Source organism: Rhodococcus sp. NPDC003318 (genome assembly GCF_042879035.1).
GTDB lineage: Bacteria > Actinomycetota > Actinomycetes > Mycobacteriales > Mycobacteriaceae > Rhodococcus_G.
Map to the genome: position 1 here is coordinate 950,669 of NZ_JBIAOU010000001.1, position 19,478 is coordinate 970,146.

At 71.8% G+C, this 19,478-nt stretch carries 17 protein-coding genes and 1 pseudogene; 8 read left to right on the forward strand and 10 right to left on the reverse strand.

What is annotated here, in order from left to right; translation table 11 throughout:
- Window positions 1-45: 45 nt before the first annotated feature.
- Together ACFYVR_RS04235 and ACFYVR_RS04240 are read right to left on the reverse strand one after the other, a co-directional pair.
- Window positions 46-708 carry a response regulator gene (locus tag ACFYVR_RS04235; RefSeq protein ID WP_387469896.1) on the reverse strand — a complete coding sequence of 221 codons (663 nt, stop codon included), beginning with the start codon at window positions 706-708 and terminating at the stop codon, window positions 46-48.
- Window positions 709-717: 9 nt separating this feature from the next.
- Window positions 718-1,920: a sensor histidine kinase gene (locus ACFYVR_RS04240; RefSeq protein WP_387469898.1), complete on the reverse strand. Its 1,203-nt coding sequence runs from the start codon at window positions 1,918-1,920 to the stop codon at window positions 718-720.
- Window positions 1,921-2,152: 232 nt separating this feature from the next.
- Here ACFYVR_RS04240 and ACFYVR_RS04245 point away from each other — a divergent pair, with 232 nt between their 5' ends.
- The 3 genes and pseudogenes from ACFYVR_RS04245 to ACFYVR_RS04255 all read left to right on the forward strand — a co-directional run.
- Complete coding sequence (locus ACFYVR_RS04245; RefSeq protein ID WP_387469900.1) at window positions 2,153-2,881, forward strand: hypothetical protein; 729 nt, start codon at window positions 2,153-2,155, stop codon at window positions 2,879-2,881.
- On the forward strand, window positions 2,878-4,224 hold the full coding sequence (locus ACFYVR_RS04250) for an alpha/beta-hydrolase family protein (protein WP_387469902.1): 1,347 nt from the start codon (window positions 2,878-2,880) through the stop codon (window positions 4,222-4,224). Before ACFYVR_RS04245 ends, ACFYVR_RS04250 begins: the two co-directional genes overlap by 4 nt.
- A 94-nt stretch (window positions 4,225-4,318) precedes the next feature.
- A pseudogene (locus ACFYVR_RS04255) lies at window positions 4,319-4,869 on the forward strand (SLC13 family permease); the annotation flags it as partial.
- Here ACFYVR_RS04255 and ACFYVR_RS04260 read toward each other — a convergent pair.
- Window positions 4,814-5,461, reverse strand: a complete 648-nt coding sequence (locus tag ACFYVR_RS04260) for a succinate dehydrogenase (protein ID WP_387469904.1) — start codon at window positions 5,459-5,461, stop codon at window positions 4,814-4,816. The pseudogene ACFYVR_RS04255 and the gene ACFYVR_RS04260 overlap by 56 nt on opposite strands.
- A 229-nt stretch (window positions 5,462-5,690) precedes the next feature.
- Between ACFYVR_RS04260 and ACFYVR_RS04265 the strand changes: the two genes are divergently transcribed.
- The 4 genes from ACFYVR_RS04265 (at window position 5,691) to ACFYVR_RS04280 (ending at window position 10,404) form a co-directional block, all read left to right on the forward strand.
- On the forward strand, window positions 5,691-6,428 hold the full coding sequence (locus ACFYVR_RS04265) for a hypothetical protein (protein ID WP_387469906.1): 738 nt from the start codon (window positions 5,691-5,693) through the stop codon (window positions 6,426-6,428).
- A 64-nt stretch (window positions 6,429-6,492) separates the two neighbouring features.
- Window positions 6,493-7,629, forward strand: coding sequence for an NAD(P)/FAD-dependent oxidoreductase (locus ACFYVR_RS04270; protein ID WP_387469908.1), 1,137 nt, complete (start codon window positions 6,493-6,495; stop codon window positions 7,627-7,629).
- 97 nt (window positions 7,630-7,726) lie between these two features.
- Window positions 7,727-9,877, forward strand: a complete 2,151-nt coding sequence (locus ACFYVR_RS04275; protein ID WP_387469910.1) for a molybdopterin-dependent oxidoreductase — start codon at window positions 7,727-7,729, stop codon at window positions 9,875-9,877.
- Between the two features lie 8 nt (window positions 9,878-9,885).
- The gene (locus ACFYVR_RS04280) at window positions 9,886-10,404 is read left to right on the forward strand and encodes a DUF664 domain-containing protein (protein WP_387470358.1); all 519 of its coding nucleotides are present in this window, start codon (window positions 9,886-9,888) and stop codon (window positions 10,402-10,404) included.
- A 49-nt stretch (window positions 10,405-10,453) separates the two neighbouring features.
- Here the strand turns inward: ACFYVR_RS04280 and gatA are convergent, their stop codons facing one another.
- Both gatA and gatC read right to left on the reverse strand, forming a co-directional pair.
- Window positions 10,454-11,926, reverse strand: a complete 1,473-nt coding sequence (gatA, locus tag ACFYVR_RS04285) for an Asp-tRNA(Asn)/Glu-tRNA(Gln) amidotransferase subunit GatA (protein WP_387469912.1) — start codon at window positions 11,924-11,926, stop codon at window positions 10,454-10,456.
- Window positions 11,923-12,222 (reverse strand): Asp-tRNA(Asn)/Glu-tRNA(Gln) amidotransferase subunit GatC, encoded by a 300-nt coding sequence (gene gatC / locus ACFYVR_RS04290; RefSeq protein WP_387469914.1) that lies wholly within the window; start codon window positions 12,220-12,222, stop codon window positions 11,923-11,925. Before gatC ends, gatA begins: the two co-directional genes overlap by 4 nt.
- Window positions 12,223-12,506: 284 nt before the next feature.
- Here gatC and ACFYVR_RS04295 point away from each other — a divergent pair, with 284 nt between their 5' ends.
- Entirely contained in the window at window positions 12,507-13,157 is a 651-nt protein-coding gene (locus tag ACFYVR_RS04295; RefSeq protein ID WP_387469916.1) for an amino acid-binding protein, read from the forward strand.
- A gap of 18 nt (window positions 13,158-13,175) precedes the next feature.
- On the opposite strand, the gene ACFYVR_RS04300 is transcribed toward ACFYVR_RS04295, so the two are convergent.
- From ACFYVR_RS04300 to ACFYVR_RS04320, 5 genes are all read right to left on the reverse strand, one after another.
- A complete protein-coding gene (locus ACFYVR_RS04300) occupies window positions 13,176-13,664 on the reverse strand; it encodes a GNAT family N-acetyltransferase (RefSeq protein WP_387469918.1) in 489 nt (162 codons plus the stop codon).
- A gap of 257 nt (window positions 13,665-13,921) precedes the next feature.
- Window positions 13,922-16,015 (reverse strand): NAD-dependent DNA ligase LigA, encoded by a 2,094-nt coding sequence (ligA, locus tag ACFYVR_RS04305; RefSeq protein ID WP_387469920.1) that lies wholly within the window; start codon window positions 16,013-16,015, stop codon window positions 13,922-13,924.
- 41 nt (window positions 16,016-16,056) lie between these two features.
- Window positions 16,057-17,088, reverse strand: a complete 1,032-nt coding sequence (locus tag ACFYVR_RS04310; RefSeq protein WP_387469922.1) for a methionine synthase — start codon at window positions 17,086-17,088, stop codon at window positions 16,057-16,059.
- On the reverse strand, window positions 17,085-18,200 hold the full coding sequence (mnmA, locus tag ACFYVR_RS04315; protein ID WP_387469924.1) for a tRNA 2-thiouridine(34) synthase MnmA: 1,116 nt from the start codon (window positions 18,198-18,200) through the stop codon (window positions 17,085-17,087). Before mnmA ends, ACFYVR_RS04310 begins: the two co-directional genes overlap by 4 nt.
- Window positions 18,200-19,471 carry a cysteine desulfurase family protein gene (locus tag ACFYVR_RS04320; RefSeq protein WP_387469926.1) on the reverse strand — a complete coding sequence of 424 codons (1,272 nt, stop codon included), beginning with the start codon at window positions 19,469-19,471 and terminating at the stop codon, window positions 18,200-18,202. Before ACFYVR_RS04320 ends, mnmA begins: the two co-directional genes overlap by 1 nt.
- Window positions 19,472-19,478: the final 7 nt, after the last annotated feature.

Here is a 19,478-nt window from a genome sequence, read left to right on the forward strand (position 1 = left end):
GCACCTGCCCACGGCCCGCGGCATCTCGATGGTTCCGGCGCGGTGTCAGCCGGGCGTGACCACCCCGGTCTCGTAGGCGAGGACCACGGCCTGCGCCCGATCCCGCAGGTGCAGCTTCCCGAGGACCTTCCCGACGTGGGTCTTGACGGTCTGCTCGGCGACGAACAGCGTCTCGGCGATCTCCGTGTTGGACAGGCCCCGCGCGATCAGTTCGAGCACCTCGCGTTCGCGGGGTGTCAGGGTCGCCAGTTGCGCCGGTTCGGCCCGGCGGGCCGCCCGGCGGTGGGTGACGTCGGCGATCAGCCGCCGGGTCACGGACGGCGCCAGGAGCGCCTCGCCGTCCGCCACCACCCGCACCGCACGGATCAGTTCCTCGGCCGGGGCGTCCTTGAGCAGGAATCCGCTCGCCCCCACCCGCAGCGCCTCGTAGACGTAGTCGTCGATGTCGAAGGTGGTCAGCATCAGCACCCGCACCGGCGGCTGCAGCGCCGCCCCGAGGATGCGCTCGGCGGCCTCGAGCCCGTTCAGTTCCGGCATCCGCACGTCCATCAGCACGACGTCGGGCCGCAGCCGCAGCACCTCCTCGACGGCGACCTTGCCGTCGGGGGCGTCCCCGACGACGCTGATGTCGGGCTGGGCGGCGAGCAGCGCCCCGAATCCCTGCCGCACCATCGCCTGATCGTCCGCAATGAACACCGTGATCGCCACCCGGCCAGCCTAGGCCCGGCCGGACGCAGGCTCCGCATACACGGCGCCGGGAACCGACGGGATCCTGGCGCACACCTCGAAGCCGCCACCCGGACGGACGTTCGCGGTGAGCGTGCCGCCGACCGACAGCGCCCGGTCGCGCATCCCCGAAATACCGTGACCACCAACCACATCCGGAACCGATGTCGCAGCCGAACCGACCGCCGGCGCCGGAGCGGCGTCGTTGGCGACCGTCAGCACCGCATGCACGGTGTCACCGAACAGGCGCACGTGGACCTCCGCGCCGGGCGCGTGGCGTGCGGCGTTCGACAGGGACTCCTGCGCGATCCGGTACAGCGCGAGACCGGCCGTGTCCGACAGCGGCGGCAGCGGGCCACGCTCCACCGTCACCGACATCCCGGCCCGACGGCTGCCGTCGACAAGCTCGTCGATCCGGTCGACACCGGGCATCGGCGCGTGCTCGGGGAGGTGGCCGTCGCTGCGCAGCACGCCGAGCATCCCGCGGATCTCGTTCAGCGCCTCCCGCGCGGTGGCCCCGATCGAATCGAACTCCGCCTTGGCCTCGTCGTTCAGGCCGGCGAGCCGGTAGGGCGCGCTCTGCGCCTGCACCACCACCATCGACATGTGGTGCGCGACCACGTCGTGCAGGTCGCGGGCGATCCGTGCCCGCTCCTCGAGGATCGCGCGCCGCGCCCGCTCGACCTCGGCGACCTCCTCCTGCCGCGCGAGTTCCCGGCGCGAGAGCACCAGCCAGCGGATCAGCAGCCCGAACGCGACCAGCGCGGTCAGGCCGAATGCCCAGCCCCGGCCGTCCTGGCCCGGTGCGTACGCGAGGAAGAGCAGCGCGGTGGACACCCAGGCGACGCCCACGACCGGCAGCGGCGATCGCATGCTGACGGCGAGCAACAACGCCATCAGGACCATCACGTGCACGACCTGCCACGGGAAGTCGTAGTCGGGGGTGCGGTCGTACACGATCGGGATCACGAGGGCGCTCGCCGCCGAGATCGCCCATCCCAGAGCGGGATTCGCCCGGACGAGCAGCAACGGCAGTGCCGCGAGGCCCGCAACCACCGGCTGCACACCCGCCGGCACGTGGTGCGTCAGGTGCAGGGTCGGCCAGGCGACGGTGAACAGCACCCCGGTCACGAACACCACCAGGACGTCCGCCCACTGGCTTCCGCTCAGACGCGCCAGCCGCGGTCGGGCCACCGTCGAAGCCCTGCGCGCGCTCCTGCCCAGTGCTCGTCTCGTCGTGCCTGCTCTCATCCTGCCCACGCGAAGAAGACTAGGAACCCGGACACCGAATGTCCTCATACCGTGGAGTGAAGTCGGCCTGCCTCCACAGGGTGAGCTCGCCGGTCGGGGTCGCTCCCCCGGAGGCGTGACGGACGGCACCGCAGGGTGATGTTCGCTGGTACAGGGCATTTCTAGCGTCGGATCCATGCGGAAATCCACCTGGACCGTGATCACCGCGGGGTGCGCGATCGCCCTCGCCACCGCCGCCTCGCCGCAGCAGGCCCACGCCGTCCGGCCGGCTCACCCCGGCCCCGCAGCGACGGCGATCGAGGCACTGACCACCTCCGACCCCGTCGCGGCCGCGGCCGCCGTTCCGGCCGACTTCGCCGACGTCTCCGGCTACCGACCCGTGCTGCGAAACGGGATGCTGGTGAATCCGCGCGGCGACTGTTCGTCCCCCGTTCCGCTGCCCGGCGAGTTCGACGCCGCCTGCCAGGGCCACGATCTCGGCTACGACCTGCTCCGGTACGCGGACCGCGCCGGGGAACAGCTCGGTCCGTGGGCGAGACAGAGCCTGGACCGCCAGTTCGACGAGCGGTTGCACGCCGCCTGCGCGATGCGCCCCGACGACGTCACCGACCCACCACCTTCTGACCGGCTGAAGGCCACCTTCATGCGCCTGGGCGGCACGAAGGTGGCCTTCGGCCGGGCGTGGTGTGACGCGGCCGCGACCGCTGCCGCGGCGGCCGTCGGCGCCAACTCGTGGCGGCAGCACTACGGCGCGCCGCGGCCCGAGCCGATCACCGCCTGTGCGGTGGGTTCGGGGTTCGCGCTGCTCGCCGGTGCCGCGGCGGCACACCGCGGCCGAGCCGCGCGGAATGACCGCGGCCGAGCCGCGCGGGGTGTGCGTTCTGCGCAGGCGGTTCCGGCATGACCGCGGTCCTGACCCGCGCGTGGAGTGCGCCGCGCACGGCGACCGCGCCGCGGGTGGCGACCACGGTGTGCGTGGCGACGGCGGCGACGGTCTCGCTGGCTCCGTCCCTGCTCCCGCGGGCCGCGGCGGTGCAGGCGATCGTCACCGGGGTCCTCGTCGCGGTCGGTTGGGGGCTGGCGTCACTGGTGCGGCGGGCGTCCCGGAAGTCCACTGGGGCAGTCGAATCCGGTTCGCCGGTTCGCATCGCCGTGGCGTGGGCGGGGGCCGTGACGACTGCGGCCGCCCTGCTGCTCGCGCAGCACTGGCAGAACGCAGTGCGGGCGGCGATGGGCGAGCCCCCGACCGGGGTGGCGTACTGGATGGTGGTGGTCGTCGGCAGCGTCGCGGTCGCCGGGACGCTGGTGGTGATCGCGGCCGGAATCCGATCCGTGCATCGGAATCGCGCGGTGCGGCGCGTCACGGCAGCCGTGCTGGCCGCCGCGGTCGCCATCGTCTTCTGGGTCGGTCCGACGGCCCGGGTCGCCGGCGCGATCGACGCGGCGGATGCGGCGGCGGAGCTGTCGCTGCCGCGTCCGCAGTCCCCGTCGCTGTCGGGCAGTGCCGACTCGCTCACGCCGTGGCAGACGCTCGGAGGGCAGGGCAGACGGTTCGTGACGGCCCCCGCGTCGCCGTCGACGGTGCGCACCTACGTGGGGCTGGGCAGTGCCCCCGACCTCGATTCCCGGGTCCGCCTCGCGATCCGCGAACTCGAGCGTGCGGGCGGATTCGCTCGCTCACATCTGGTGATCACGGTTCCCACCGGATCCGGGTGGATCGACGCGAACGCGGTCGCGGGGTTCGAGAGGCGGTTCGGCGGCGACGTGGCCGAGGTCGCGGTGCAGTACTCGTCGGCCCCGAGCTGGGCGACGTTCGTCTTCGACCGCGGGAGTGCCGAGGTGTCGGCGCGGGCGCTGTATGCGGCGGTCGTGCACCGGTTGTCGGAGCTGCCCGCCGAGTCGCGTCCGGCGCTGTACGTGTACGGCCAGAGCCTCGGTGCGGTGGGGGCTGCCGCGGCGGGGGCGTCCTGCGGGGTCCTCCTCGCCGGACCGCCCGGTGGCCGCCTGCCCGCTCCCGGAGTCGCCGTGCTGGCCAATGCCTCGGATCCGGTGGTGCACTGGTCACCACGACTGCTGGTGTCGCCGTTCCGGCGCGACGGGACGCGTCCCGACGCCCCCACTCCGCCGTGGGTGCCGGTCGTGAGTTTCCTGCAGACGACCGTCGACCTGCTGACGGCACTGGACTCGGCGCCCGGCCACGGGCACCGGTACGGCACCGATCAGGGTCTCGGGCTGCCCGACTGCTGACCGCGACACGGGACGGCCCGCACTGAAATCCCCGGTGGCACGGGTGACAATCGATCCAGCCGAGGCACGCCACGCGTCGAATCGAGGATCCGCGATGACGGAGAAGGCCCTGCAGGACCAGCCCACGGCAGCGGACCGGCCCTCCCTGGTGCAGCGGTCGTACAAGGCGGTCGTCCCGATCGTCATCGGCCTGGTCATCTACTCCTGCCCGCACCGGACGGTGTCGATCCGAACGGCATGCACATGCTCGGCATCTTCGTCGGGACCATCGTCGCGTTGATCCTGCTGCCGCTGCCGACCGGCGCCGTCGCCCTCGTCGGCCTGGCCGTCGCGATGATCACCCAGACGGAGACGCCGACCGAGGCACTGTCCGGGTTCAGCAACACCACGATCTGGTTGATCGTCGCCTCGTTCTTCATCGCTGAGGGATTCCTGGTCACGGGCCTGGGCAAGCGGATCGCACTGCTGTTCGTGACGCGCCTCGGACGGTCGAGTCTCGGCCTGTCCTACGGCATGGCGCTGACCGATCTGATCCTGTCCCCGGCGACACCGTCCAACACCGCCCGGGCCGGTGGTGTCGTGTACCCGATCATTCGAGCGACCGGCCGCCGCCGCGGTGTACGCCCTCGCGATGCTCGCGCTCGGGGCGCACCTCGCACACGGGTTGTGGAGTGCCGTCAACGATCTCGGCGTCACCGGCCACCGGGTCCGGCAGGTGTGCCTGGCGCTGTCCGGGGTTCTGGTTCCTGGTTGCCGGTTCGTAGGCCGCGCTGCCCACGGGCGGGGTACCCGTGGTCAGGTCGAGGATGTGGAACACGACGAAGGCCAGCAGCACCACCCCGGTGACGGGCATGGTGCGGGCCGTGAACGAGCGCCACCCCAGCCCTTTTCGCCGGAAGGGGCCGCGGGCGCGGCGCGCCCGGAGCGTCAGCAGTACCGCACACCACACGTGCCCGACCACCGCGACCAGCAGCACCACGCGGAGGATCCACAGCAGACCCTCGTACGGCAGGAGCGGTTCGAACACGGTACGCAGCCAGTGCGCGTAGTCGTTGAAGTGCTGGGCGCCGGTGAACACCTTCAGGTTGCCGATCATGTGCGCGAGGACGAAGAGGGCGAACAGCACGCCCGTCAGCGCCATGATCACCTTGCAGGTGACGTTCGAGGGACGCGGCCGGTGCGCGGGCGCACGGCGGGGCGGCGTCGGAGCAGTAACGACGGTGTCAGCAGCGCTCATCGGGGCCTTCCACGCAGTGTGGTGGGCGCGGCCACCAGGGTGCCGGTCGGATGTCGCCACACTATCGCCGCGCACCCCGAGACGCAGGGCGACGCGGCCCGAGTTCTCGACCGGCAACAAACCAGACCACTTGGTATCGTGACGGGTGATCACGTCGCACCTCGACATCCGGCCGGAGCGTCGCACTCGCCGGCGCACCGGCCTCACCAGCGAACGCAGGGAGACATCGATGACAGGTTGGGGTTCTCGGTCCGCCGCGGCAGCGTCCGCCGCGGCAGCGGTGTTGATCGCACTCGCCGCGCCGGCGGCCGCACAGAGTGACGGCTCTGTCGGAGGAGGCTCGGAGAGCAGCAGCGGATCCGAGAGTTCGGCGCCGCCGTCCCTGCTCCCTCCCGGCTTCCCGTGCCTGCACACCGATGTGTATCCGGTGGCGAGTTGGGGCTGGTTGCCCCTCGATGCGGAAGCTCCCCGGTTCGTGGAGGGCGAGGAGGCGTCGGGAAAGGGCTGGCTGGACACGTCCGTGCCCGACGGTGGCCGGGTCAGCTTCTTCCACGCGGGCATCAACACCCCGCTTCGCGACCTCGCGGCCGATCCCGCGAGTCTGGCGTTCACCCATCAGGGCCGCTACACGAGTTTCCAGCTCCGACTGCGCGGCGCCGACCGGCCCGACGATCCGAGCGGCTTCACCACGCTGGTGTGGTGGCCGACCGCGAACGGTGACGCGGGCGTGGACGGCTGGTCCACCGACAGCCTCACCGGCGGCCAGTGGTGGTCGACGACCGCCATCGGCGGCCTGGCCGGCGGTCAGGGCTCGACCGCGACACTCGCCGAGATCTCGGCGGCCAACCCCCGCGCGTTCGTGACCTCGTACGGCGTCCTCAACGACAGCGGCACCGGCGGCGCCGACGACGTCACCTACGGCTGCGCGAGGTGGGATTTCGAGCCGCTGCCCGCGGGGTCGAGCTAGACGCTGCCCGACAGCTCGAGCTCGGGCACTGTCGTTTCCGGCCCGGCAGGCGGATACTCGGTGAATGCACACCGTGCTGGTCCTGGGCGCAGGGTTCGGCGGGCTGGAACTCGCCGCGTGCCTGTCGGAGGCGGCTTCGGACGAGGTCCGGGTGATTCTTCTCGACCGCAGCGACGGCTTCGTCTTCGGTTTCTCCAAGCTCGACGTACTGTTCCGGGGCCGCACCGTCGACGAGGTCCGGATCCCGTACGCCACGGTGCAGCGGCCGGCGGTCGAGTTCCGGCAGGAGACCGTCACGGGGATCGATCCGCGGACCCGGCGCGTCACCACCGACCACGGCGAGTACAGCCCGGACACCCTGGTCGTCGCGCTCGGCGCCGAGTACGACTGCGGCGCCACTCCGGGATTCACCGCGGACGGTCACGAGTACTACTCCCTCGACGGCGTCCGGCGACTGCGCGGGCGCCTCGACACCTTCACCGGCGGCACCGTGCTGCTCGCGATCCTCAGCGTCCCGTTCAAGTGTCCACCCGCACCGTACGAGGGTGCCCTGCTGCTCCACGAGGAGCTTGTGCGGCGCGAGCTGCGCGGCGCGACCCGCATGCACGTGCTCACGCCGATGGACTCGCCCGTTCCGGTGTCCCCCGACACCAACGCCGCGATCGTCGGCGCACTCGCCGACCGCGACATCGAGTACACGACCGGCACGCGAGTGCATGCCCTCGACCCGGCGGGTCACACGGCGTCGACCCACGCCGGTGACCTCGACTACGACCTGTTCATCGGAATTCCCCGGCACCGGGTTCCCGAGGTCGTGGAGGCGTCCGGACTCACCGAGGGCGGTACGGACGGCTGGATCCACGTCGATCCGGCCACCCTGGCGACACCCTTCCCGGGCGTGTACGCGATCGGCGACTGCGCCGACGCGCCCGTGCCCCGGGCGGGTGTGTTCGCCGAGACCGCGGCGCGAACGGTCGCGTCGGACATCGTCGCCCGCCTGCACGAGGACGGGCAGGGAGACAGGTACCGCGGACAGGGCACCTGCCACATCGAGTTCGGTGGCGGCCTGGTCGGGAAGGTGGACGCGGACTTCCTGTCCGGCCCCGTCCCCGTGGCGCCGTTCCACGGCCCCTCCCCCGAACTGGCCACGGAGAAGGCCCAACTCGCCGCCGCCCGCCGGCGGCGCTGGTTCGGGACGTGAAGCGAGTCGTGCGTGGGTGCGGACCGGCCGACTGAAAACACCTGTGCGCAGACAGGGCCGGTGCTAGTTTGCGACAACGACCGCGGAGGGGGCCGCCATGTCCACACGTACCGTCGCCCGCCAGTGCACGCTCTGCGAGGCACACTGCGGCATTCGGGTCACCGTCGACGACGATCGGGTCACGCGCGTGCAGGGCAATCCCGACGACGTGCTCTCGCACGGCTACATCTGCCCGAAGGCCACCGCGATGGCCGATCTGCACCACGACCCCGACCGGCTGCGCCGTCCGGTGCGCCGGGTGGGCGACGGTTTCGAGGAGATCGGCTGGGACGAGGCGTTCGCGCTGATCGGGCGAGGGCTGCGCGACGTCCGGCGCAGGCACGGCCGCGACGCGGTCGCGATGTACCTCGGCAACCCGGCGGCGCACAGTTCGTCGGTGATCTACGGAGCCGCCCTGCGTGCCGCGCTGCTGACGAAGCACTTCTACTCCGCGTCGTCGATCGACCAGTTCCCGCAGGAGTTCGCGGCGTGGAAAATGTACGGCTCGAACGTGCTGATGCCGATCGCCGACATCGACCGCACCGACCGTCTGCTGATCCTCGGTGCCAATCCGGCGGTGTCGAACGGCTCGGTCACCACGATGCCCGACGCGAAGGGACGCATCCGCGCAGTGCGCCGGCGCGGCGGCACGGTCGTGGTCGTCGACCCACGGCGCACCGAGACCGCGCGACTGGCCGACGAGCACGTCGCGATCCGGCCCGGCGGCGATCCGTACCTGCTGCTGGGCATGCTGAACACACTCGTCGCCGACGGCGCGACCGAGCCGCAGGGGTTCGTCCCGGTCGCGGGGTGGGATGCGCTCGCCGAACTCGTCGCGGCCTGCACACCGGAGGCGATGGCGGACCGGGCGGGCGTCGACGCGGACACCATCCGCAGGCTGGCGCGTGCCCACCGCGACGCCCGGTCCGCGGTGGCGTACGCGCGAATCGGCGTGTGCCACCAGGTCACCGGCACCCTGACCCACTGGCTGGTCAACACGCTCAATGCGGTCACCCGGAACCTGGACCGCCCCGGCGGGCAGATGTTCGCGACTCCCCCCGTCGACGCGGCTCGACTGCTCCGCCGGCTCGGATCGGGATACGGCCTGTGGACCGACGGCGGCGACCGGAAGTCGTTCCGCACGGAACTTCCCGTCGTCGGTCTCGCCGACGAGATCCTCGGCGACGGCACCGGTCCGGGGCCGGTTCGAGCCCTGATCACCTACGCCGGCAACCCCGTGCTGTCCACCCCTCAGGGCGGGCGCCTCGACGACGCGCTCGACGAACTCGACTTCCACGTCGCCGTCGACATGTACCTCACCGAGACGACCCGGCACGCCGACGTCGTGCTGCCGCCGACCTCGCATCTCGAACGGGAGGAGTTCGACCTCCTCTTCCCGGTCTTCTCCGTCCGCAACAACGCACGCTACAACGCGCGCGTCGTCGACCCGCCGGCCGGCGCGCTGGACGACTGGCAGATCCTGGCGGGCGTCCTCGCCGAGGTGCTCCCCCTGCCCCTGCGGTCCGTCCTCACGCGGCCGTTCCGCCGACTCGTGGACCTGCTCAGCCCGCTCCGGCTCGCCGCGATCGGCGTACTCACCGGGCCCCACGGCGTGCTGCGGAAGGGACCGCGAGGCCTGACGATGGGTCGCATCCGGCGCGCCCCCGGTGGTGTCGATCTCGGTCCGCTCGAGCCGCGGCTCGCGACCCTGATCGCGACCCCGGACCGGCGGGTGCACCTCGCTCCCCCGGAATTCCTCGCCGAGACCCGACGACTGCTCGGCGAGGACGAATCCGATTCGGAGAAAGCCGAATTCGACCTCCGACTGATCGGACGCAGACACCTGCGCTCGAACAACTCGTGGCTGCACAACATCCCGACGATGGTCAAGGGCCGCGACCGCTGCACCGTGCTGATGCATCCCGACGACGCCGCGCCCCGCGCCCTGACCGACGGCCAGCCGGTGACGGTGCGATCGCGCGTCGGCCGCATCGAGGTGCCCGTCGAGATCAGCGACGAGATCCGGGTCGGCACCGTCGCGATCCCGCACGGTTGGGGTCACGACGAGAAGGGCGTCGGCTGGACGACGGCCGCGGCACACCCGGGCGCGAACGTCAACGTCCTGCACGATCCGGCGGTGACCGACACGTTCACCGGCAACGCCGCGGTGAACGCGACGATGGTGTGTGTCACCGCGGTGACGCCGTGAGCGGACCGATGGACGCGGTCGCGGCCCGTGACATCCTCCGGGACAGCTTCGAGCGGGTCCGGGAACTGGTGGTCGCGCTCACCGACGGACTGACCCCGGAGATGTCCGCCTACCGCCCTGGCCCGCAATCGAATTCGATTTCCTGGCTGATCTGGCACCTGACCCGGGTGCAGGACGACCACGTGAGTGACGCCGCCGACGTCGAGCAGGCGTGGACTTCGCGCGGCTGGCGGGAGCTGTTCGCGCTCCCCTTTCCGGCCACGGACATCGGGTACGGGCACAGCAGCGCCGACGTCGCCGCAGTCCACGCGGACGCGCGGTTGCTGGCCGATTATCACGGCGACGTCCACCTGGCGACGCTCGCGTACGTCGACGAGCTCACCCCGGGCGAGCTCGACCGCATCGTCGATCGCCGTTGGGATCCACCCGTGACGGTCTCCGTGCGCCTCGTCAGCGTGATCGGCGACTGCCTGCAGCACCTCGGTCAGGCCTCCTACGTACGAGGACTGTTCGAGGCCCGGGCCTGACGGGAACGGCCCGGAATCCCTCGGGACTCCGGGCCGCTCGCGGTCGCGGTCAGCGCGTGACGGGTCCGCGGGCCGTCTCGTAGGCGGCGGCGACGCGGTACAGCCGCTCGTCGGCGAGGGCCGGGGCCATGATCTGCAGGCCGACGGGCAGTCCGTCGTCGGCGGACAGGCCGGACGGGACCGAGATCGCGCAGTGCCCGGCCAGGTTCGTCGGCAGGGTGCACAGGTCGGACAGGTACATCGCCAGCGGGTCGTCGACCTTCTCGCCCAGCTTCCACGGGGTGAACGGGCTGGTCGGCGAGACCAGGACGTCGACCTTCTCGTAGGCGGCGTCGAAGTCGCGGGCGATCAGGGTGCGGACCTTGAGCGCGGAGCCGTAGTAGGCGTCGTAGTAGCCCGAGGACAGCGCGTACGTGCCGATCATGATGCGGCGCTTGACCTCCTTGCCGAAGCCGGCGGCGCGGGTCGCGGCCATCACCTGGTCGGCACTCATGTTGCCGTCGTCGACGCGCATGCCGTACCGCATGGCGTCGAAACGCGCGAGGTTCGACGACACCTCGCTGGGCAGCACCAGGTAGTAGGACGCGAGCGCGTACTCGAAGTTCGGGCAGGACACCTCGACGACCTCGGCGCCGAGCGCCGTCAGCTGCGCGACCGCCGCGTCGAACGAGGCGATCACGCCGGGCTGGTAGCTGTCGGAGTGCAGTTCCTTCACCACCCCGACCCGCAGGCCCTTCAGGTCGCCGTGCGCACCCTGGCGGGCGGCCTCGACGACCGGCCGGACCGGGGTGTCGATGGAGGTGGAGTCGCGCGGGTCGTAACCGGCGATGACCTCGTGCAGCAGCGCGGTGTCGAGGACCGTGCGTCCGCACGGTCCGCCCTGGTCGAGGGAGGACGCGCACGCGACGAGGCCGTACCGCGACACGGTGCCGTAGGTGGGCTTGGTGCCGACGGTCGCGGTGACGGCCGCGGGCTGCCGGATGGAGCCGCCGGTGTCGGTGCCGATCGCCAGCGGCGCCTGGTTCGAGGCCAGCGCCGCCGCGCTGCCGCCGCCGGAGCCGCCGGGGATGCGGGTGGTGTCCCAGGGGTTGCGCGTCGGACCGTATGCGGAGTTCTCGGTGGACGAGCCCATCGCGAACTCGTCCATGTTCGTCTTGCCCAGGACCGGGATACCGGCCTGCCGCAGCTTCGTGGTCAGCGTCGCGTCGTACGGCGCCACCCAGCCTTCGAGAATCTTCGACCCGCAGGTGGTCGGCGAATCCGTCGTGGTGAAGACGTCCTTGAGCGCCAACGGAACTCCCGCGAGCGCGGACACCGGGGCCGCACCCGACGCGAGAGCGTCGTCGACCTGCCTGGCGGCCGCCAGAGCAGCCTCACCCGACACGTGCAGGAAGGCGTTGTACTCGCCGTCCACCGCGGCGATGCGGTCCAGGTGCGCCTGGGTGACCTCGACCGAGGACACCTCGCGGGCATGGATCTTCGACGCCAGGGCGGCGGCGTCGAGGGTGGTCAGGTCGGTCACTGCTCTTCTCCGAGGATCTGCGGGACGGCGAACCGCTCCTGTTCGACGGCGGGCGCACCGGAGAGCGCCTGCTCGGGCGTCAGGCCCGGAACGATCACGTCCGGACGGGTCACGTTGGTCAGCGCGTAGGGGTTCGCGGTGGGCGGCACATCGTCCGTGGCGACCTCTGCGACGGCCTTGACATGGCTGAGGATCGAGTCGAGCTGACCGGCGAACTCGTCGAGTTCCGCGTCGGTCAGCGCGAGCCGGGACAGCCGGGCGAGGTGGGCGACCTCGTCGCGGGAGATGGCAGGCACCCGTTGGCCCCTTTCAGGTCGGCAGAAGGAGATCAGCGCCTAAGCCTATCGGCTGCGGTCGACCGGCCTGCAACCAGCGCCGCGGCGGCGGCGATCTGTTTCCGTTCCAGGACACGCACGTGTCACCGAAATGACGTTTCCCGCCGCGAACTGGGCATTCACGGTGGTGGACGGACTGCACCGACGCAACCTGCGGTGCAGAGTGGGAGGATGGTCGCCGCGGGGGCATCGACGACTCCCGTTCGACCGGATCACCGGCCGATCAGTTGTCACAAAGGACTTCCGTGTCGTACCTACTGCGTGTCCAGCTACCCGATCGACCCGGCAGCCTGGGCTCGCTCGCAGTCGCGCTCGGCTCGGTCGGCGCAGACATCCTCTCCCTCGACGTCGTCGAGCGAGGCGACGGATACGCCGTCGACGACCTCGTGGTCGACCTGGCGCACGGGTCGCTGCCGGACACGCTCATCACCGCGGCCGAACAACTGAACGGGGTACGAGTGGACTCGATCCGGCCGTACACCGGCCTGCTCGACACCCACCGCGAACTCGAACTGATCGACCAGGTCGCAACCGCGCACGACGACCGGATGCAGGTCCTCGTCGACGGCGCCGCCCGAGTGCTCCGCGTCAGCTGGGCGATCGTGGTCGGGATCGGACCGCACGGCGCGTTCCGCGTGGTCGGCAGCGCCGGAGCGCCGGAAACCCACGCCGGCGACGTGCCGTGGATGCCACTGCAGAAGCCGACGATCCTCGACGGTCACGCAGACTGGGTCCCGGACGTGTGGCAGAACATGGACACCACACTCGCGGCGGCTCCGCTGGGTCACTCGGGTCGCGTCCTGCTCCTCGGCCGGTCCGGCGGACCCGAGTTCCGGCCGTCGGAGATCGCGCGGCTCGGCTACCTCGCGGGGATCGTGGCAACGGTCCTCGGCTGAGCCCTCCCGACGGGCACGTCAGACGATCTCGCGGACCAGGACCGTCAACCCCATGCCGGGGGCGGGTTCCCAGTCCCGATCCGGCATGTGGACGAAATCGTTGCGGTCGTAGATCCGCCGGGCGTCGACCATCTCCGGCTCGGTGGAGATGACCACGGCGTGCAGGCCACGGTCGTAGGCGGCGTCGAGCACGTGCCGTACCAGCGCGGAACCGGCACCCTTGCGGCGCGCGGCGCTCGATACGGCGAGCATCCGGAACTCGAGTTCGCCGGTCCGGGCGACGTCGGAGTACGCCGTGCCGGGCTCGGCGATCGTCACGGAGCCGACGACCTCGCCCTGCCACTCGGCGACGACGACCTCGGCCTGCTCGGCACGGCCCGCGGTGTCCCGCAGGTGCCGCACATAGCTGCTGGCCTCGGCGACGAATCCGCCCCCGACGTACGACTCCACGGTCAGGTCGGCGACGGCGTCGAAATCGGCGGGGTCGACGGGGCGAATGGTGATCATGGCGTCACTATCGCAGCAATCTCACGCCGCACTCAACCTCCCCGTGCGCACTGCGCACACCCGTCCTCGTCGGGGTCAGGCCACCGCGGGCAACCGGTTGCCGGCGCGCTGACCTGTGAAATCGCTCCGAATCTGCCCCTCGGACACGGTGCAGCACATTCCGCCCCGCACCGCCGTTCGGGGTGATGTTCACCACGCGCACCGGCGGGGGTGCGCGCCGCAGCGCCGAAAGACGCTGCGCGCCGCGGGCTTCCCGATCACGCGTCGGCTGCGTCGCCGTCCGACGCGGTGACCGCCTCCGGTCCGTTCTCGAGCAGGCGGGCGAAGCCCTCCTCGTCGAGGATCGGGACCCCGAGCTGCTCGGCCTTGTCCGCCTTCGACCCCGGCGCCTCGCCGACCACCACGAACGCGGTCTTCTTCGACACCGATCCGGCGGCCTTGCCTCCGCGCTGCAGGATCGCCTCCTTCGCGCCGTCGCGGGTGAACCCGACCAGGGACCCGGTGACGACGATCGACAGGCCCTCGAGGTTGCGTTCGATCGACTCGTCGCGCTCGTCCTCCATCGACACCCCGGCCGCGCGCCACTTCGTGACGATGTCGCGATGCCAGTCGACCGCGAACCACTCCACGACCGCCGCCGCGATGGTGCCGCCGACGCCGTCCACGGCGGCCAGCCCCTCGACCGACGCCGACTCGATCCGCTCGAGGCTGCCGAACTCCGATGCCAGCGCCCGGGCAGCGGTGGGGCCGACGTGCCGGATGGACAGCGCGACGAGCACCCGCCACAGCTGCTGGGACTTCGAGCGGTCGAGGTTGTCGAGCAGGCGGCGCCCGTTCGCGGACAACGCGCCGGCCTTCGTGGTGAACAGTGCGGTCTTCATCAGGTCGTCGGCCGTCAGCGAGAACAGGTCGCCCTCGTCGCGGATCACGCCGACCTCGAGCAGCGCGGTGGCCGCCTCGTAGCCGAGCACCTCGATGTCGAACGCGCCGCGGCCCGCCACGTGAAACACGCGCTCCCGCAACTGCGCCGGACAGGACCGCTGGTTGGGGCAGCGGATGTCCGCGTCGCCCTCCTTCGCCGGGGCGAGTTCGGTCCCGCACTCCGGGCAGTGCGTCGGCATCACGAATTCGCGTTCGGTGCCGTCCCGCAGGTCCACCACGGGGCCGAGAACCTCCGGGATCACCTCGCCCGCCTTGCGGATGACCACGCTGTCGCCGATCAGCACGCCCTTGCGCTTGACCTCCGACCCGTTGTGCAGGGTCGCCAGCGACACCGTCGATCCCGCGACGGTGACCGGCTCCATGTACGCGAAGGGTGTGACCCGGCCGGTGCGGCCGACGCTGACCCGGATGTCGAGGAGCTTGGTGGTGGCCTCCTCCGGCGGGTACTTGTATGCGATCGCCCAGCGCGGCGCGCGGGAGGTGGCGCCGAGCCTGCGGTGCAACGACATCTCGTCGACCTTCACGACCAGGCCGTCGATCTCGTGTTCGACGTCGTGCCGGTGCTCGTCCCAGTAAGCGACGCGCTCCACCACCGCGTCGGCGCCCTGCACCCGCAGGGTGTGCGTCGACACCGGCAGTCCCCAGGCCGCGAGGGCGGTGTACGCGTCGTGCTGGCTGACCGGGTCGAAGCCCTCGGTGCGGCCGAGTCCGTGGCAGATCATGCCGAGCCGGCGTCGCGCGGTGACGGCTGGGTTCTTCTGTCGCAGCGACCCGGCCGCGGAGTTGCGGGGATTCGCGAAGGGCGCCTTGCCCTCGGCGACGAGCGAGGCGTTGAGCGCCTCGAAGTCCTCGAGCCGGAAGAACACCTCGCCGCGCACCTCGAGCAGGGCGGGCACCGGGTACTCGCCGGTTCCCGTGAGGGTGTGCGGGATGTCGTCGATGGTGCGCGCATTGAGCGTGACGTCCTCACCGGTGCGGCCGTCCCCGCGGGTCGCGGCCCGGACCAGTTTTCCGTTCTCGTACACCAGGTTCAGCGCGACGCCATCGATCTTCACCTCGCACAGGTAGTGGAGATCGGGACCGGTCTCGACCTCGACGCGGGAGATCCAGGTGCGCAGTTCGGCCTCGTCGAAGACGTTGTCCAGACTGAGCATTCGTTCGAGGTGGTCGACCGCGGTGAACTCAGTCGCGAAGCCGCCGCCGACGAGTTGCGTCGGCGAATCCGGTGCGCGCAGGTCCGGATGCCGGTCCTCGAGGTCGGTCAGCCGACGCAGCAGCACGTCGAACTCGCCGTCGGAGATGGTGGGCGCGTCCTTGACGTAGTAGCGGAACTGGTGCTCGCGCACCTCTTCCGCGAGCCGCTGCCATTCGTCGCGTTCGTCGGAGGTCGCTGCCACGTTCTCGGTCACGCCAGAAAGGCTATCCCAGCCCGCCGACACCCCTCGACAGGTCAGGAGGCGGTCCCGAACTCCGCACCCTCGGCGAAGGCTCGGGCCACCTCGGACGCGGACCGCAGCGCCTGACGCGACCACTGCGCGCCCGCCCCGGCCAGCCCGCAGGCCGGGGTGACCAGCACCCGTTCGGCGAGCACGGTGTGCGGGAAGCCGAGCCGGTCCACCAGGGTCACCGCAGGCCGGGCCAGGTCGCGCCAGCCCGGCACCCGCTCGGGCGCGGCGGAGGGCACCATCCCCAGCGCCAGCGACAGGCCGTCCTCGAACAGTTCGCCGACTCCGTCGAGGTCGGCGGCGCGCAGCACCCCCAGGTCCAGACCGATCACCGCGGCTCCGCTGCGGCGCAACAGGTCCAGGGGCGGCGTCGCGGCGCAGCAGTGCACCAGCACCGGCGCGGCGACGGCCTCGATGGCGGACTGGAGCACGGCGAGCGCCTCGGGCTCGGGCAGTGCGCGCGGCGTCTGCAGGATCGACACGCCGGTCAGCGAGCCGTCGAGCACCGCGCGCAGGCCCGGTTCGTCGAACTGCACGAGCACGGGCGACCCGAGGCGTCGTTCCACCTCGGCGACGTGTGCGCGAACCCCCTCGGCCAGCGACTCGGCGAGATCCCGCAGCGCACCGGGGTCGGTCAGCGCCCGGTGGCCGCCGACGAGTTCGACCTGCGACGCCAGCGTCAGCGGTCCGACCGCCTGCACCTTCACCGGCTGGTCGGTGCCGCGGCGGCCGGCGACCTCCCACGCCTCCTCGAGCGCGTCGAGGTCGCGGGCGAGCAGGTCCCGCGCCCTGCGGGTGGCGGGACCGGGCCGCTGGGCGACGCGGTAGCCGGTGGTGGAGGTGTCCAGTGGAAGGTCGACGAGCAGCGCGGCGGCGCGGCCGATCATGTCGGCACCGAGCCCGCGGTCGGGCAGCTCGACCAGGTGCGGCAGGTGCGGCAGCTCCCCCACGACCACGACGGCGGACTCCCGCGCATCGGCACCCGGCCAGGATCCGGCGCCCGTCGCGATCCCGACAGGGAAGGCCTTGTCGGTCAACGTGATTCACTGCCGGCGGTGCCGGGCTCGTCGACACCGCCGGTGTCGGCGATGGTGCCGCTGCCGAGCACGATGTCCCCGGCGGCGTCGCGGCGGTAGAGCACCACCGCCTGCCCGCGGGCCACGCCGGTCAGCGCCTGCCGCAGCCGGATGTCGAGACCCCCGTCGACCTCCTCCACCACGGCGTCGGCGAGTCCGCCGTGCGCGCGGACCTGAACGATGCACTCGACCGGACCGTCCGGCGCGGAGCCGGACGTCCAGATCGCCCTGTCCGCGCGAATTCCCCACACCTGCAGGCGCTCCGCTGACCCGACCTTGACCGTGCCGGTCTCGGGTTCGATGGCCGTGACGTAGCGGGGCCGACCGTCCGCGGCGGGACCCTCGACCCCGAGCCCCTTCCGCTGACCGATGGTGAAGCCGTGCACGCCGTCGTGGTCGGCAAGTTCGGCGCCGGTGTCCGCGTCGACGACCTTGCCCGGCCGCACACCGATCGTCGCGCCGAGGAACGCACGGGTGTCGCCGGAGGGGATGAAGCAGATGTCGTGGCTGTCCGGCTTGTCGGCGACCGCGAGCCCGCGGGCCGCGGCCTCCTCCCGGATCTGCGGCTTCGGGGTGTCCCCGACCGGGAACATTGCGCGCGAAAGCTGCTGCGCCGTCAGCACTCCCAGCACGTACGACTGGTCCTTGTCCGCGTCGACGGCGCGGCGCAGGACACCGTCGGAGAGGCGGGCGTAGTGCCCGGTGGCGACGGCGTCGAAGCCGAGCGCGATCGCGCGGTCCGCGAGCGCGGCGAACTTGATCTTCTCGTTGCAGCGCAGGCACGGATTCGGCGTCTCACCCGCGGCGTAGGCGGCGACGAAGTCGTCGATGACGTCTTCCTTGAACCGGTCCGCGAAGTCCCACACGTAGAACGGGATGCCGAGCACGTCCGCGGCGCGGCGCGCGTCGCCCGCGTCCTCCTTCGAGCAGCAGCCGCGCGAGCCGGTGCGCAGGGTGCCCGGCGCCGTGGACAGCGCCAGGTGCACCCCGACCACCTCGTGCCCGGCCTCGACCGCGCGGGCCGCCGCCACCGCGGAGTCGACTCCGCCGCTCATCGCCGCCAGTACCCGCATCAGCGCGTCCCTCCCGTGCTCTCGAACCGCCGCGATCCGGCGCCGGCCAGTCCGGCGGCGCGGGCCCGTTCGACGACCTGCGGCAGCGCCGCCAGCAGCGCGTCGACGTCGGCGTCGGTGGATGTGTGGCCGAGCGAGAAGCGCAGTGATCCCCGCGCGGTGCGGGAGTCCACGCCCATCGCGATCAGCACGTGACTGGCGCTGGCGACACCTGCGGTGCACGCCGATCCGGTCGAGCACTCGATCCCGGCCGCGTCCAGCAGCATCAGCAGCGAGTCGCCCTCGCATCCCGGGAAGGTGAAGTGCGCGTTGCCGGGCAGCCGGCCCGCACCGACGGGTCCGTTGAGCACCGCGTCGGGCACCAGGGCGTGCACGCCGTCGATCAGCCGGTCCCGCAGGCGGATCAACTCGCCGGCACGGAACTCCTGCTCCGACACGGCCTTCCGCAGCGCGGCCGCGGTGGCGACCGCCGCCGCGGTGTCCAGGGTGCCCGCCCGCAGGTCGCGCTCGTGCCCGCCCCCGTGCAGCAGCGGCACACACGGCACCTGCCTGCCGAGCAGCAGGGCACCCGATCCGTGCGGGCCCCCGAACTTGTGCGCGGCGATGCTCAACGCGGACAGCCCGCTGGCGGCGAAATCGACGGGTAGGTGCGCGGCGGCCTGGACCGCGTCGCTGTGCATCGGGACGCCGAACTCCGCCGCGACGGCGGCCAGTTCGGCGATCGGCATGACAGACCCGACCTCGTTGTTCGCCCACATCACGGTCACGAGGGCGGTCTCGTCGGCGTGTTCCTGAAGTTCGCGGCGCAGGTCCGCCGGGTCGACGAGGCACTGCGCGTCCACCGGCAACCACGTCACCTCGGCGCCCTCGTGCAACGCCAGCCACTCGACCGCGTCCAGCACCGCGTGGTGCTCGACGGCGCTGGTGACGATCCGGCGGCGGCGCGGGTCGGCGTCCCGTCGCGCCCAGTAGATGCCCTTGACGGCGAGGTTGTCGGACTCGGTGCCCCCGGAGGTGAAGACGACCTCCGAGGGTCGCGCGCCCAGGTCCGCCGCGATCGACTCCCGTGACTCCTCCACCCGGCGGCGCGCCGCCCGCCCGGAACCGTGCAGCGACGACGCGTTCCCGACGGTCGCGAGGACCTCGGTCATCGCGGCGACCGCCTCCGGCAGCATCGGGGTCGTGGCGGCGTGATCGAGGTACGCCGGGGCGGACCGCGCCGGACGGGCGCGATCGACGGTGCCGGCGGTCTGGGGACGGGGTGAAGTCATGGCCCGA

What these genes read in the sequence shown, in the direction of transcription:
- ACFYVR_RS04245 (WP_387469900.1), top strand. Translation starts at nt 2,153, where the DNA reads ATGCGGAAATCCACCTGGACCGTGATCACCGCGGGGTGCGCGATCGCC.
- ACFYVR_RS04250 (WP_387469902.1), top strand. Translation starts at nt 2,878, where the DNA reads ATGACCGCGGTCCTGACCCGCGCGTGGAGTGCGCCGCGCACGGCGACC.
- ACFYVR_RS04320 (WP_387469926.1), bottom strand. Translation starts at nt 19,471, where the DNA reads ATGACTTCACCCCGTCCCCAGACCGCCGGCACCGTCGATCGCGCCCGT.
- mnmA (WP_387469924.1), bottom strand. Translation starts at nt 18,200, where the DNA reads ATGCGGGTACTGGCGGCGATGAGCGGCGGAGTCGACTCCGCGGTGGCG.
- ACFYVR_RS04270 (WP_387469908.1), top strand. Translation starts at nt 6,493, where the DNA reads ATGCACACCGTGCTGGTCCTGGGCGCAGGGTTCGGCGGGCTGGAACTC.
- ACFYVR_RS04300 (WP_387469918.1), bottom strand. Translation starts at nt 13,664, where the DNA reads ATGATCACCATTCGCCCCGTCGACCCCGCCGATTTCGACGCCGTCGCC.
- ACFYVR_RS04280 (WP_387470358.1), top strand. Translation starts at nt 9,886, where the DNA reads ATGGACGCGGTCGCGGCCCGTGACATCCTCCGGGACAGCTTCGAGCGG.
- ACFYVR_RS04265 (WP_387469906.1), top strand. Translation starts at nt 5,691, where the DNA reads ATGACAGGTTGGGGTTCTCGGTCCGCCGCGGCAGCGTCCGCCGCGGCA.
- ACFYVR_RS04275 (WP_387469910.1), top strand. Translation starts at nt 7,727, where the DNA reads ATGTCCACACGTACCGTCGCCCGCCAGTGCACGCTCTGCGAGGCACAC.
- ACFYVR_RS04260 (WP_387469904.1), bottom strand. Translation starts at nt 5,461, where the DNA reads ATGAGCGCTGCTGACACCGTCGTTACTGCTCCGACGCCGCCCCGCCGT.